At 74.3% G+C, this 13,952-nt stretch carries 13 protein-coding genes; 5 read left to right on the forward strand and 8 right to left on the reverse strand.

From position 1 onward, the window contains the following. Positions 1-99 precede the first annotated feature (99 nt). Entirely contained in the window at positions 100-999 is a 900-nt protein-coding gene (locus ACQEVU_RS26620) for a Ppx/GppA phosphatase family protein (RefSeq protein ID WP_433335098.1), read from the forward strand. Between the two features lie 747 nt (positions 1,000-1,746). Next, complete coding sequence (locus ACQEVU_RS26625) at positions 1,747-3,237, forward strand: ankyrin repeat domain-containing protein (RefSeq protein ID WP_433328070.1); 1,491 nt, start codon at positions 1,747-1,749, stop codon at positions 3,235-3,237. Here the strand turns inward: ACQEVU_RS26625 and ACQEVU_RS26630 are convergent. Then, on the reverse strand, positions 3,234-3,485 hold the full coding sequence (locus tag ACQEVU_RS26630; RefSeq protein WP_433328072.1) for a hypothetical protein: 252 nt from the start codon (positions 3,483-3,485) through the stop codon (positions 3,234-3,236). The two genes, ACQEVU_RS26625 and ACQEVU_RS26630, sit on opposite strands and share 4 nt — an antisense overlap. A gap of 30 nt (positions 3,486-3,515) precedes the next feature. Continuing rightward, entirely contained in the window at positions 3,516-4,325 is an 810-nt protein-coding gene (locus tag ACQEVU_RS26635) for an SAM-dependent methyltransferase (RefSeq protein WP_433328074.1), read from the reverse strand. Positions 4,326-4,412: 87 nt separating this feature from the next. Between ACQEVU_RS26635 and ACQEVU_RS26640 the strand changes: the two genes are divergently transcribed. Beyond that, complete coding sequence (locus ACQEVU_RS26640) at positions 4,413-4,589, forward strand: hypothetical protein (RefSeq protein ID WP_433328076.1); 177 nt, start codon at positions 4,413-4,415, stop codon at positions 4,587-4,589. Here the strand turns inward: ACQEVU_RS26640 and ACQEVU_RS26645 are convergent. After that, entirely contained in the window at positions 4,576-5,892 is a 1,317-nt protein-coding gene (locus ACQEVU_RS26645; RefSeq protein ID WP_433328078.1) for a serine hydrolase domain-containing protein, read from the reverse strand. The genes ACQEVU_RS26640 and ACQEVU_RS26645 overlap by 14 nt on opposite strands. A gap of 83 nt (positions 5,893-5,975) precedes the next feature. On the opposite strand from ACQEVU_RS26645, the gene ACQEVU_RS26650 reads away from it, so the two are divergent. Further along, positions 5,976-6,632 carry a TetR/AcrR family transcriptional regulator gene (locus ACQEVU_RS26650; protein WP_433328080.1) on the forward strand — a complete coding sequence of 219 codons (657 nt, stop codon included), beginning with the start codon at positions 5,976-5,978 and terminating at the stop codon, positions 6,630-6,632. 197 nt (positions 6,633-6,829) lie between these two features. Here the strand turns inward: ACQEVU_RS26650 and ACQEVU_RS26655 are convergent, their stop codons facing one another. The 5 genes from ACQEVU_RS26655 to ACQEVU_RS26675 all read right to left on the reverse strand — a co-directional run bounded on the left by ACQEVU_RS26655 (position 6,830) and on the right by ACQEVU_RS26675 (position 12,513). Next, positions 6,830-7,489 (reverse strand): hypothetical protein, encoded by a 660-nt coding sequence (locus ACQEVU_RS26655; protein ID WP_433328082.1) that lies wholly within the window; start codon positions 7,487-7,489, stop codon positions 6,830-6,832. A gap of 38 nt (positions 7,490-7,527) precedes the next feature. Continuing rightward, entirely contained in the window at positions 7,528-9,930 is a 2,403-nt protein-coding gene (locus tag ACQEVU_RS26660) for a SpoIIE family protein phosphatase (RefSeq protein WP_433328084.1), read from the reverse strand. Between the two features lie 19 nt (positions 9,931-9,949). Further along, on the reverse strand, positions 9,950-10,177 hold the full coding sequence (locus tag ACQEVU_RS26665; protein ID WP_433328086.1) for a hypothetical protein: 228 nt from the start codon (positions 10,175-10,177) through the stop codon (positions 9,950-9,952). A 55-nt stretch (positions 10,178-10,232) separates the two neighbouring features. Continuing rightward, positions 10,233-11,399, reverse strand: coding sequence for an LCP family protein (locus ACQEVU_RS26670; protein ID WP_433328088.1), 1,167 nt, complete (start codon positions 11,397-11,399; stop codon positions 10,233-10,235). A 106-nt stretch (positions 11,400-11,505) separates the two neighbouring features. Then, positions 11,506-12,513: an ArsR/SmtB family transcription factor gene (locus ACQEVU_RS26675; protein WP_433328090.1), complete on the reverse strand. Its 1,008-nt coding sequence runs from the start codon at positions 12,511-12,513 to the stop codon at positions 11,506-11,508. Between the two features lie 86 nt (positions 12,514-12,599). Between ACQEVU_RS26675 and ACQEVU_RS26680 the strand changes: the two genes are divergently transcribed. Beyond that, positions 12,600-13,823 (forward strand): MFS transporter, encoded by a 1,224-nt coding sequence (locus tag ACQEVU_RS26680; protein ID WP_433328092.1) that lies wholly within the window; start codon positions 12,600-12,602, stop codon positions 13,821-13,823. Positions 13,824-13,952 lie beyond the last annotated feature (129 nt).

The following is a 13,952-nucleotide window of genomic DNA, read 5'->3' on the forward strand; positions in this document are numbered from 1 at the left end:
ACTGTGCTGTTTTGCGCCTTCTGTTTTGATGGCGACACCACCGGGTATGCGGCGGCCCACGTCCACTACGGTGGGGTTTTGCAACGGGGAGGAATGCCTGTGCTGCTGGCCGTGCTCGACGTCGGTTCGAACTGCGCGCACCTGCAGATCGTCGAGGCGCGCCATCACAAGCCACCGCAGCCGGTCTTCCGGCTCAAGGCCCCGACCCTCCTCGCCGAGGAGGTCACGCCGGACGGCGCCCTTTCCCCCGACGGCGTCGACCGCGTCGTCGAGGCCGTCGCATGCACCGTCGAGGCGTACCGCCGCCAGGGCGCCGCGGACCTGATCCCCGTGGCCACGGCCACGATCCGCGACGCCACGAACAACGCCGAGATCCGCCGCCGCGTCCGCGAGGCCACCGGCGTGGAGCTGTCGTCGATGAGCGGCGAGGACGAGGCCCGGGTCACGTTCCTGGCCGTGCGCCGCTGGCTCTCCGCCGCCGGCGACCTGCTGCTGCTCGACATCGGCGGCATGTCGATGGAGATCGCCGCCGGCTCCGGCAAGCGCCCCGACCTCGCGGTGTCGCTCCCCCTCGGCGCGGGCCTGCTCACGCGCCGCCACCTGCCCGAGCACCCGGCCCCGCGCGACGCCGTGGAGCGCGTACGCCGCCACGTGCGCTCACTCGTCACCCCGATCGCCGCGGACCTCGCCGCCCGCCCACGCCCCGACCGCGTGATCGGCACGTCCAAGACCTTCAAGCAGCTCGCCGCGCTCACGGGCGAGTCGGACCACCTCACGCGGCGCGGCCTGCGGCGGTGGCTGCCCCGGCTGGCCGCGATGACGCCGCAGCAGCGGGCGAAGCTGCCCGGCGTCGCCCCGTCGCGCGCCCGCCAGCTGCTGGCCGGCGCGGTCACGGCGGTGACGGTGATGGAGGCCCTGGACCTGCGCGAGCTGGACGTGTGCCCGTGGGCGCTGCGCGAGGGCCTGCTGCTGCGCCGCTATCGCGAGCTGCGCGGCTGATCGCTGCTCGCTCGGCTGTGTTGCACGACAAGTCGGGCGCTCCGCGCCACGACTTGTCGGATTTATACGTCGGCGGGCGGTAAATCCGGGCAAACGGTGCGCGCGCTCGGATCGCCCGGCGCGGACCTGGAGTCGGCACACAGTTCGGCCGCTTCGCCCGGATTTCGTAAGCGCGCGGTTCGGCCGCACGCCCGGGATTGGCACGCGCTTCGGCCACACGGCCGGGATTGGCACGCGCTTCGGCCACACGGCCGGAATTCGAGAGCGCGCTTCGACCGCACGGCCAGGATTGGCGCGGCACGCCCGGGATTTGGCGCGCGCTTCGAAGGCACGGCCGGGATTTGCGCGCGCTTCGAAGGCACGACCGCGATTGGCACGCACTTCGGCCGCGCGGCCGGGATTGGCGCGCGCTTCGGCCGCGCGGCCCAGGTCGCGAAGAGAAGCGCTTTCCGGGGCGTGAGGAGGCGCGCGGCCAAACGCACCGCGGTCCGCCGGAACAGGGTGCGCCGGCTTCGCCGGGCAGCGCGGCGCGCGGCCGAACGGACCGCGGTGCGGTGGAACAGGGAGTGCGGGCTTCAGCGGGCAGCGCGGCGCAAGGCGGTGCGATATCGTGGCACGCGGCGGCCAGGACGCCACCAGTCCGCGGAAATGGGCGCAGCCCACCTGGAGCACCACCCCGGCGACACGGTCACCGACCTCCTTTCGCGCCTGACGAAGCGGACCTCAGGCGGACGAGAGGAGGCCCACGTGCCGACCCTGCCCGACCGCCCCGACGCCGAACGCCTGCGCCGCCGCGCCCGCGAACTGCAGCGCGCCGTCCGCAACGGCGACCAGGACGCCCTCGCGCGCGCCGCCGAACACCACCCGGACCTGCCGGCGGCCGAGACCTTTGCGCTGTCCGCGGCGCAGCTGGTAGTGGCCCGCGAATACGGGTTCGCCAGCTGGCCGCGGCTCAAGCGGTTCCTTGACACCGTCGACGAGCACGGGTGGGACACCGCGAGCGCCGGCCGCGTCGATCCCGACCCGGGGAACGAGTTCTGCCGGCTGGCGTGCCTGACGTACACCCGGGATGACGGGCCGCATCGATGGCGCGAAGCCGAACGGATGCTCGCGGCCCGGCCCGAGCTCACCCGCGAGCACCTCTGGGCCGCGGCCGCCGCGGCGCGCCCCGCCGACGTGCGGCGGCTCCTGGACGCCGAACCACAGCGGGCGCGACGCCGCGGCGGGCCGTTCCGGTGGCGGGCGCTGTGCTATTTGGCGTACTCCCGGATCGGCGCGACCGAGGCCGACGTGCTGGACGTCGCCGACGCGCTGCTCGCGGCGGGCGCGGCGGCGGACGAGGGGTACCTGTTCGACGGGCTGCCGTACCCGTTCACCGCCCTCACCGGCGTCCTCGGCGACGGGGAGCTGGGCCCGGCCCGGCAGCCGCGGCACCCGCATTGGCGCCCGCTCGCCGAGCGGCTCCTGGCCGCGGGGGCCGACCCGAACGACGCCCAGGGGCTGTACAACACCATGTTCCGCGGCGGCACCGACCACCTCGAACTGCTCTTCGCCCACGGGCTCGGGCGGCCCCGCCGCGACGCCTGGCGCGACCGGGTCGGTGACCTGCTGCCCTCCCCCGCCGGGCTGCTGCGCATCCAGCTGCGGTGGGCCGTCGAGCACGACCAGCGCGAGCGCGTGCGGGTGCTGGCCGATCACGGCGTCGACGTCGAGAGCCCGTTCACCGGCGGCGACAACCCGGCCTGGGCGCCCGGCGACGGGCGGACGCCGGTCGAGCTCGCGCGGCTGTACGGGCACACGGCGATCGAGGCCGGCCTCGTCGCGCGCGGCGCCCCGCCCGCGCCGCCGGACCCGGTCGCCGAGCTCATCGCGGCCGCGTTCCGGGGCGACCGCGCCGCCGTCGAGGCGGCCGATCCGGGCGTCGTCGAGCGGGCCCGCGCGCAGCGGCCGGGGCTCGTCGTGTGGGCCGCCGCCCGCGGGGGCGTCGCCGCGGTCGAGCTCCTCGTCGGCCTCGGCTTCGACGTCAACGCCCTCGGGCGGGCCGACGCGCCGGTCGAGCAGGAGTGGGAGAGCGCACTGCACCACAGCGCGGGCGCCGGCGACGTCGAACTGACCCGCCGGCTGCTCGCGCTCGGCGCCGACCCGCGGGCCCGCGACCGCCGCTTCGGTGCGACGCCGCTGGACTGGGCGCGGCATCTGGGGCAGCCGGCGACGGCCGCGCTGCTCGAGGGCCGCTAACCGCGCGTCACGGCGTTGCGCGGCAGGTGGATCTTGTCGTCGGAGTCGACCTTCTTGTCGAACGGCATCGCCGGGTCGTCGACCTCGCCGCCGAGGCCGTACGGGGTGCTGATGCCGCGGGCCGAGCCGTTGGGCCGGTCCTCCTCGTCGATGACGGACGCCCCGTCGCCCCCCGGCGTGCCCGTGGTGCCCATCGTGGCGTACTCGTCGACCGTGCGGTCCGGCCGTTCCTCCTCGTGTTCATCCATACGGTGCACATACCCAGCCCGGGGCCCGTCTCACCCTTTGCGGGCCACCGCGCCCCACACCGCGACCTCGTCGAACGCGGGCCGCGGCCCCGGCTCGCCCTCCGCGCGCCACTCCGCGACGGAGACGATGCCGGGCTCGAGCATCTCGAGGCCGTCCAGGAACCGCGCGAACTCGGCCCGGTCGCGCAGCTTGCCGGGGCCGTGGCGGCCGGCCTGGATCTGCGCGGCCAGCTCCGGCGCGAGGCCGTCGGTCGTGGCGTGCGACATGATGAGGAAGCTGCCGGGCGCGAGCGCGTCGAGGAGCGTCCGGACGATGTCGTACGGCCCGTCGCTGTCGGGCAGAAAATGCACCACGGCCACCAGGATCAGCGCCGTCGGCCTCGACAGGTCGAGGGTGGCCCGCAGCGACTCGTCGGCGAGGATCTCGGCCGGGCGGCGCAGGTCGGCGTCGACGTACGCGGTGGCGCCCCGCGGATCGCTGGTCAGCAGCGCGCGGGCGTGGGCGAGCACGATCGGGTCGTTGTCGACGTAGACGATGCGCGAGTCCGGGGACACGCCCTGGACGATCTCGTGGACGTTCGGGCTGGTGGGGATGCCGGTGCCGATGTCGAGGTACTGCCGGATGCCGTGCTGCTCGGCGAGGACCCGCACGGCCCGGCGCAGGAACGCCCGGTTCTCCACCACGGCGGTGCGGATCGCCGGGAACGCGGCGGCGATCGCGTCGCCGGAGTCGCGGTCGGCGGCGAAGTTGTCCTTGCCGCCCAGCCAGTAGTCGTAGCGGCGGGCCGGGTGCGCGACCGTCGTGTCGACCCGTTGTGCCCAGTCCGAGGTGCCGCTCACCGCAGTCTCCGTCCGTGTCGACCCGCATGAACCCGCCCGAATGATAGGCGATCAGGGCAGCCGCGCCGCCATGCCGGTCAGCACCGGGTGCAGCCCGTCGTCGAAGTCGGTGCCGGGGTCGGGCCCTTCGGTACGGCCCGGACGCTGGCCGGCGCCGTCGGCCGGGCCGACCGCGTGGACCTGGCCGAGACCGGCGGCCGGCAGCGGCTGTCGTCCTGGTTCGGCCCCGGCCAGCGTGCAGCCGCGGGGTTCACTCCCGCCTGAACAGCCGGCCGGCGAGGTCGATGCCGGTGACCGTACCGGCCGCGTCGCGGGTGAAGAACCCGCGCTGCCCCTGCAGCCCGCCGGCGGTGACGATGTAGTTGTCGCCGCCGAGCAGCCCGATCGGGGCGGGCTCGTGGTCGGCCGGCAGCTCGATCTCGGACGCCGCGCGGATCTCCGGCCGGATGCGCACGTCCAGCATCAGGTCGGCGCCGATCGTGAGCGTCATGGCCTTGTTGCCGTACACCGCGGCGACCTCCCCCGCCCGCGCCGCGTCGTACGGCTCGGGCTGCGGGTCGCGCTCGACGACGCCGAGGTAGTGCTCCAGCGCCCACCGGATGATCGCCCGGTTGCACGGCGTCCCGGTCGGGTTGGCGTTGGACAGCGCGACGACGGCGAAGCCGCGCTCGGGCACGATGAGCAGGTCGGCGAACTGGCCCATCGACGAGCCGCCGTGCCCGATCGTCGCGGCGCCGTCGATGTCGCGCAGGAACCAGCAGATGCCCAGCGCGTCGCCGAGGGAGCTGCCCGGCAGCGGTACCGTCGCGCGCCGCATCCCGTGCAGGGCCTCGGCCGGCAGCAGCCCGCCCCCGTCGCCAAGGTGGAAGCGGGCCCAGCGCAGCTGGTCGGCGACGGACGAGGCGAGCCCGCCGCCCGGGTTGTTGCCCCGCCCGCCGGGCCGCCACGGCCGCGCGAGCGTCGCAGTGCCGTCCTCGCGCAGGTCGTGCCCGACGGCGAACCGCCGGGTCATGACGTCCTCGGGCCGGAAGCTGCTGTGCGCCAGGCCGATCGGCTCCAGCAGCAGCTCGGCGACGGCCCGCTCGAACGGCTGCCCGGTGACCCGCTCGACGACCCGCCCGGCGAGGTTGTAGCCGCCCTGGCTGTACGACGCGCGGGCGCCCGGCTCGGCGATGAGCGGCGCGGCGGCGAGCCGGGCCACGAACCGGGCGAGCGCGTCGTCGCCGTCACCGGTGTCGCCGATGACGTTCCAGTCCAGGCCCGCGGTGTGGTTGAGCAGCTGCGCGACGGTGAAGCCCGGCAGCGGCACGTCGGTCACGTACTCCCGCACCGGCGCATCGAGGTCGACCCGCCGCTGCGCCGCCAGCCGCACGAGGGCGGTGGCGGTGTAGGTCTTGGTGACGGACCCGAGCAGGAACAGCGTGTCGGGGTCGACGGGCAGCGGGTTCTCGACGCTGGTCACGCCGTGGCAGGCGTAGATGTCGGTGCCGTCGAGGAGCACGCCGGCCGCAACGCCCGGCACGCGGAACTCTTCGGCGGCCCCTCGCACGAACTCGGGCAGATCCATCGCACGCCTCCTCGGTTCACTTGAACTAAGTTCAAGTGGGACCGTACGCGCGGACTTGAACAATGTGCAAGTACGATGTGCCGGTGCTCACCCGCGACCAGATCGTGCAAACCGCCGTCGCCCTGCTCGACGACGAGGGGTTGGAGGGGCTGAACATGCGCGCCCTGGGCAAGCGCCTCAACTCGGCCGCGACCGCGGTGTACTGGCACGTGGGCAGCAAGGAGAACCTGATCGCGCTCGCCGCCGACGGCCTGTGGAGCGAACTGCCCCTGCCGGATCCGTCCGCGGTCGGCTGGCGCCGGGCCGCGACGGAGATGGCGACATCGCTGCACACGATGCTCACGCAGCACCCGTGGCTGGTGCAGGCCTTCGGCTCATACGTGCTGTTCGGCGCCGGCAAGGCCCGCCACGACGACCACAGCCTGGCGGTGTTCGAGGCGGCCGGCTTCGAGGGCCTGGCGGCCGACCGGGCGTCGGCGGCCGTGTTCACGTTCGTGCTCGGCAACGCCCTGGGCGCCGCGGCCGCAGCGTCGCTGCCGAAACGCCTGCGCCGCGACGGCGGGGACGCCGAGGCCCTCCTGGCCGAGGCGATGACCCAGGCCCGCGAGGTGGCGTCGCGGTTCCCGAGGCTGCGCGCCCGCCTGGAGACGGCGTCGGCCGACTATGCTTCGTCCCCGGACGGCACCTTCACGACGGGCCTGAACGCCCTGCTGGACGGCCTGGAGTCGAGCCCGCGATGACGCTGCGCGACGGGATTTCACGCTCCGTCGAACGGTTGGGCGGCCGATTTGGTGAGGCTTGATACCGTGCAGGAGAACGGTCGGCGGCGCGGCCCGCGACGTCGTCTCAACCGGCGTAGCGGCAACCACCGCCGATGGCAAGGCCCGAGCCAGTGCCGAAGACCTCGACAACGCGCGCGGGCGGCACGCGCTCTCGCTCAGCCGGCGTAGCGGGCGACCACCGCCGACGGCAGGGCCCGAGCCAAGGCCAGCAGCGCGTCCAGCACCTCCACCACGCGATCCGGGGACAACGGGCCGTCCGGCGGCGGCGAGACCCACAGCAGGTCGGGACCGGCGATGCGCCAGCCCGTCAGGCCGTGGCGCCGCGTCAGGTCCAGAACCTCGCCGGTGACCAGCTCCTCGGCGAACGCCGGATGCGACGCCGGCGGCGCCCCGTCCAGCTCCGGCGGCCGCTGGAAGCCCAGCGGCGCCCACGGCGGCACCGGGCCGACCCGGCCCTCGGCGGCCGGCTCACCGTTGTCGGGATCGGGCACGACGGCGACCGGCGGCAGCGCGGTGGGCAGGTGCACCACGCAGACCGTGCGCCGCGACGGCGCCGGCGCGCCCAGCACCGCCACGTCGAACACCGTGAACGGCAACCCGAGCGTGCCCGTGAGCTCGTCGGACGGGTCCAGGTCGTCGAGGCCGCGGAACCGGGCGGCGCGCCAGCGGCCGGCGAGGGCGCCGAAACCCGCCTCGGTCGTCGAGCGCGCGTAGCGCCAGCCGCGGTCCGTGGCCAGCAGCGCGCGGGGCGTCAAGGGGCGGGGCGGGCGCATCAGGGCGGCGAGCAGCGCGGCCACGATCTCCCGCGCGCTCATCGATACATCCCCCGTGATCGATCCGCCTGCGGTCCAGACTAGTCCTCCGCGGGGCCCGGCGACAGACGCGCGATCTCGAACCAGACCTCCTTGCCGCCGCCGGCGATCGCGTCCGTGCCCCAGGCGGCGGCCAGCGACGACACGATCAGCAGGCCGCGGCCGTTCTCGGCCTCGGCGCCGGCCGGGCGCGGGTTGGGCAGGCGCTCGCTGCGGTCCTCGACCGAGACGCGCAGACGCGACGGGCCGAGGTCCAGGCGCACGTGGACGGCGCCGACCGTGTGCTGGATCGCGTTGGTGACGACCTCGTCGAGCAGCAGCAGGGTGTCGTCGACCAGGTCGCGCTCGCCCCACGCGGTGAGGACGTCGGCGGCGAAGCGGCGGGCCGCGGACGCGCTGACCGCGTCGCCGCGGAAACGGCGCTGGGCGCACTGGCCGGGCCCGCCGCCCGCCTCGACCAGCAGGCACACCAGCGCCACGTCGTCGGTGCGCGGGCGCGGGCCGACGCCGGCGCTGAGCACGTGCGACAGCAGGTCGGCGGGGTCGGCGGACGGGGCCTCCAGCACCGCCGAGCGCAGCTCCGCCAGGCCCCGGTCCAGGTGGTACCGGCGGTCCTCGACCAGCCCGTCGGTGTACAGCACCAGGTTGGCGCCCGCGGGCACCAGGAACGTGGTCTCGGTGAAGCTCAGCCCGGCCTCGGCGGTGACGCCCAGCGGCGGGCCGGTGCGCAGCGCCAGCGTCTCGACGTGGCCGCCGGCGCGCAGGATCGGCGGCGGGTGGCCGGCCACGACCGCGGTCGCGGTGCCCTCCGTCAGGTGCAGCTCCAGGTAGCAGCAGGTCGCGACGGCGTCGGGCTGCAGGTCCAGCAGCAGGCGGTTGACGCGCTGCATGACCACCGCGGGGCTGTGCCGCTCGGCGGCGTACGCGCGCAGGGCGTTGCGGACCTGGCCCATGACCGCCGCCGCGGTGGCGTTGTGGCCGACGACGTCGCCGATGACCACGCCGACGACGCCGGGGCCCAGCGGGATCACGTCGTACCAGTCGCCGCCGACGTCGGCCCCGCGCGTCCACGGCAGGTAGCGGGCGGCGTGGCGCAGGCCCGGGATCTCCGGCAGCGCCGCCGGGAGCAGGGCCTGCTGCAACTCGCCGGCGATCGATGCCTGGGCCTCGAACAGCAGCGCGCGCTGCAGCGCCTGGGCGCACAGGCCGGCGAACGCGGCCAGGTTCGCGCGCTCGTCGTCGTCGAAGTCGCGCGGGGCGCCGTAGCCGACGACGAGGGTGCCCAGGACGTCGCCGCCGACGGCCAGCGGCAGGAACGCCCACGCCTGGCGCCCGCCGCTGGGCATCGGGTCGCCGGGGCCGCCGGCCTGCGCCGCCACGAACTCGGCCAGGCTCGACAGGTAGCGCGGCCGGCCGGTGCGCGCCACGTCCGTCGCCGGATATGGATGCGTCAGCGGTACCTCCCGCAACCGCGCGACCACCTGCGGCTCGTAGCCGGCGTGGTACTCCAGCGCCAGGCTCGGGCCGCGGCGCAGCAGCAGCGCGAGGCCCTGGCCGCCGGCCGAGGGGCGCAGCACCGCGCCGATCGCGGCGTACACGTCGGCGGTCGTGCTGGCCGCAACCAGCGCCGACGTGACCGCCTGCAGCGCGGCGGTGCGGGCGGCGGCGCGGCGGGCGGCGGCCCCGCTCTGCTCGATCCGCTCCTGCTGGTGGGCCTGCCCGGTGACGTCGCGGAAGGAGACGGCCACCGCGTCGGTGCCGGCCCGGGCGGCGGAGACCTCCCAGACCTGCCCGGCGTCGGCGTAGCGCAGCTGGCCCCGCCAGGGCCGCCCGGTCTCCAGGACCTGGCGCCAGCGCTCGCCGAGCCCGTGCTCGTCGGCGCCGGCCAGGTCGCTCCAGCGCCGCCCGATGGTCTCCTCGACGGAGCGGCCGGTCAGGGCGGCGCCGAGCCGGTTGACGTACTCGCACGTGAAGTCCCCGCCCGTCGCGCGCAGCAGCGTGAAGCCGTCGAAGGCGGCGTCGAGCACGTCATAGAGGCGGGTGCCGCCGGCCGACTGCGGGCCGAGCGTGACCGAGCGCAGGTCGACGAAGCGCACGACGAAGCCGTCGCCGCTGGGGCCGATCCACAGCTCGAAGTGGCCCGACACGCTCGGCCGGTCGTAGTACACGGTGCGGGAGACGGGTTCGCGGCCGTCGACGACCTTGCGGTACAGCGGCATCGTCGCGTCGTTGACCGTGTCCGGCCACAGCCGCCGGTAGCGCCCGCCGATCAGCTCGGCGCGGGGCCGTTCGAGGTAGCGGGCGCCGGCGTCGTTGAGGTACAGCAGCTCGAAGTCCTCGATCTCGCCGGTGCCCGCCGTGCGCACGGCCCGGGCGAACGCCCACCCCTGCGGGTCGGCATCGAAGACGGCGAGCACGTCCGCCGACGGCAGCACGTCGTCCATCACGACATCATTGCCGGTGTTACGCAGCGGCGCCAAACACGTCGTAGTGGATGCGCTCGGCGGGCACGCCGCGTTCGCGCAGCGCCGCCCGCACCGACTGCATCAACGGGACGCGGCCGCACAGGTACGCCTCGATGTCCGGGCCGACCGGGATGAGGCCGGGCTCGACGCGGCCGGGGCGATGTCGGAGATCGCCGAACGGGGCGCTGAGCGTGAGCCGGTCGCCCTCGCCGACCCGCTCGTGCATGTGGCGCAGCGCGGCCCCGCCCGGGCAGGGCGGGGCCGCGCGGAGGACGTGCGGGTCAGCGGGTGCCGGTCGACGGGCTGCTGACCGGGGTCCCGGCGTCGTTGGCGATCATGTCCGGGTGGGCGGTGAGGAAGGTGGCCACGCTGTCGTCCTTGAACGACTTGAGCAGGTCCAGCGCGGTCTGGTCGAGGATCTCGAACGACTCGCCGTTGATGACCTCGGACTTGAACTGGCCGTTGTTGGTCCGCAGCGTGACCATCCGGTCCGGGTCGATGTCCTTCAGCGTGAAGATCCAGTCGGCCAGGGAGACGTTGCCGCGGTAGAACGACACCGCCTGGCCGACGGAGCTGAGCACCGCGTTGACCTTCAGCGGGTTGGTCACGACGCCCGCGCTGGTGGCCTTCTTCGCCATGGCCTTGATGAACTGCTGCTGGTGGCGCTGGCGGCCGTAGTCGCCGTCGTTGTTCGCCAGCTTGTCGCGCTGGCGGACGTAGTCCAGGGCCTCCCACGCCGCGAAGTCGTAGCAGCCGACGTTGTACACCTTCGGCTGCATGTTGGGTTTGAGGGTCGTCGGGATGCCGTCGGCGTTGAAGTTGTACGGCACGCCCTCGGCGCCGGTCTTGGAGTTCCAGCCGGTGTGGATCGACGTCACCTTCTCATCGACGCACATGTGCACGCCGCCGAGGGCCTTGACCAGCCCGGCGAAGCCGTCGAAGTTGACGATCGCGGCGCCGTTGAACAGCATGCCGCCGGCCAGCCCGCTGACGGTCTCGGCGAGGAGTTTGAGGCCGTTGTCGCGGCCGCCGCCGTTCTGGTAGCCGAACTGGAACGCCGCATTGATCTTCGCGGTGCCGCCGTTGTACTTCGTGCTCTTGCTCGCCGGGATCTGCACCCGCGTGTCCCGGGGGATCGACATCAGGTACAGCGCGTCGTGCGACGCCGGGATGTGCGCGACGATGATCGAGTCGGAGCGCGCGCCCATCTCGACGTTGTTGGTGCGCTCGTCGATGCCGACGAGGAGCAGGTTGATCGACCCGTCGATGGTCGCGCCGGTCGCCGCCGCGTCGCCGAGGCCGCCCTCGTGGGTGATCTGGTCGCTGTAGTGATTCAGCAACAGATTGCCACCGACGAGCGCGCCCCCGCTGACGAGCAGCAGCAACGCCCCGAAAATCAGGGACAACCGCGCCCACAACGGGTCTTTCTTCCCACGCTTCTTCGCCATACCACTCCCCGCACCAACTGTCCCTCGGCGCGCCACAATATCCCCCCGAAGTGTGCGGCCACGTTTCGTCCCTGAAGACGGATTTGGGACGGGTATCGGTTGCAGTTCAGGGTCCTCTCAGAATGTCGCCTTCCAGCAGGGCCAGCCCGAGCTCCGTGCACAGGTAGTACACGGCCCGTCCCTGCCGGTTACGCTGCACGAGCCGCGCGTCGTAGAGCAGCCCCAGTTGCTGGCTGACAGCGCCCGGGGACAGCCCGGTGCGGTGCGCCAGGTCCGATGTCGTCCCCGGCGCGCGCAGCAGCTCGAGCAGCCGCGCCCGGGCCGGGCCGAGCACCCCGCCGAGCGCCGCGCCGCGGTCGTCGTCGACCGGCCGGCCGAGCCCCTCCCACAGCGTGCCGACCGCCCGGGCCGGATAGATGGCGCTGGGCGCGGCCTCGTTACTGCACGAGATCAGCGGCGCCTTGTCCGCGAACACCGACGGCATGAGCGGAAAGCCACGCCCGCTCACGGTGAGCGACTGCGTCCACTTGTCGGCGATCACGAGCCGGTCGCCGTCCCAGCGCGCCGCCGGGTGCAGCGTGTCGAACAACAGCCGGGCCCCGCCGCCGGCGAGCTGCCGCGCCCGGTACGCGATGTCGGCCTCCAGCAGCGCCCGCATCCGCGGCCAGTGCGGCCGGAGGGCGGCGTCGTACCAAACCTGGATCGCGCCGGCCAGGCGCGGCAGCATCCCGTCCGGGTCGTCGGCGACCGACTGCGCGAGCGGCGCCAGCGGCCGGTACTCCTCCGTGATGAGGATGTCGCGCCGCACCTCGTCCGGCGGCGTGGCCAGCACGGTCGCGAGCTCTTCGCCGATGTCGGACAGCGGCGAGGCGGGCGGCGGCGTCAGGAAGTCGGGCAGCCAGGAGTGCGGCCGGACGAACGCGCCGAGCAGGTCGACGGCGCCGGCGAGGTCCCGCCGCCGCGCCAGCACCCGCGCCGACTTGATCCAGGGCAGGTGGATCGCGTGCCGCCCGGGCTGCTGCAGCGCCCACAGGCTCGTCACGGTCTCCCACAGTGGTGACACGCAGAACCGGATCTCCGCCACGTCGGAGACCTCGAAGCGCACCTCGGACACCCGCGCCCCCGTCCGTCCACTGAGGACCTTTTCGCCGATTCTAAAACCTTGGCAGCGGTACCCCATGAGCCGTTGAACTGACCGTCATGAGTCTCCTGCCACCACCGGGCGTGGCCCGGTCACTGTGCGTGCAGTCGCTGGTCTTCGCCGTCGGCAACGGCGTGTTCACCACGGGTAGCGCCGTGTTCTTCCTGCACGTGGCGGGCCTGTCGCCGGTGCAGGTCGGCGTCGGGTTCTCGATCGCCGGCGCCGTGTCACTGCTGCTGTCGGTGCCGCTGGGCGCCCTGGCCGACCGCTTCGGCGGGCGCCGCGTGTGGCTGGCCGGCGTGCTGGCGGAGGCGTCGGTGCTGCTGTGGTACCCCTGGCTGCACGGCTTCGCGGCGTTCCTGGTCCTGATGCCGCTGGCCGCGCTCGCCGAGACCCTGGCCAGCAACGGCCGCACGGTGTACCAGGCCGAGGTGCTCGCCCGCGAGGACCGGGTGCGCAGCCTGGCGTTCGTGCGCTCGGCGATGAACATCGGCTTCTTCGCCGGCGGCGCGCTGGCCGCGATCCCACTGGCGATCGGCACCGGATGGGCGTACCGGGCGATGGTGCTCGGCAACGCCCTGGGCCTGCTGGTCAACGCGGTGCTGGTGAGCCGGATGCCGTCGCCGCCGCGGGCGGTGCCGGCCGCGCACCCGGCCGAGCCCGCCCGGCGGGGCGCGGTGTGGCGGGACCGGCCGTTCCTCGCGGTGGCCGCGCTGTGCAGCGTGCTGGCCGGCCATGCGTCACTGACGACCGAGGTGATCCCGCTGTGGCTGACCGCGCGCACCGATGCACCCAGGGTGATGCTCGCCGTACTCTTCGGCGCCAACACCGCCATGTGCGTCGCCCTGCAGGTCCTCGCCAGCCGCGGCGTCGACTCCCCCGCCGGCATCGCCCGCGCCCTGCGCCGCGGCGGCCTCGCGGTCGCCGCCGCCTGCGCCGCGCTGTACCTGTCCGGCACGACCACCGGCTGGCCGACGATCGCCCTGCTGCTCGCCGGCTCCGCGCTCGTGACGCTCGGTGAGCTGTGGCAGTCGGCCGGGTACTGGGGCGTGACGACGGAGCTGCCGCCCCCGGCCGTGCGCGGAGAGTACGTGGGCGCCGCCCGGATGTCGTTCGGCGTGCAGAGCATGCTCGGCCCCGCGTCGCTGACGTTCCTCGCCATGCACGGCGGCGGCCTCGGCTGGCTGGCGATCGCGGCCGTGTTCGTGCTCGGCGCCGCGGCGGCGGGCCCCGCGATGGCCTGGGTCACCGGCACGCGCCGCCCGGTCCCGGCGATGACGTAAGTCACCATCACCGTCCGCGTCGCGCTCACGACTGCGGGCGCATGGTCAGCCTCGCCGCCGCGGCCGCGGGCCCCGCGACGACCTGGGTCACCGGCACGCGCCGCCCGGTGCATGGTCAGCCTCGCCGCC

This window comes from Dactylosporangium sp. CA-139066, from assembly GCF_050936175.1.
GTDB lineage: Bacteria > Actinomycetota > Actinomycetes > Mycobacteriales > Micromonosporaceae > Dactylosporangium.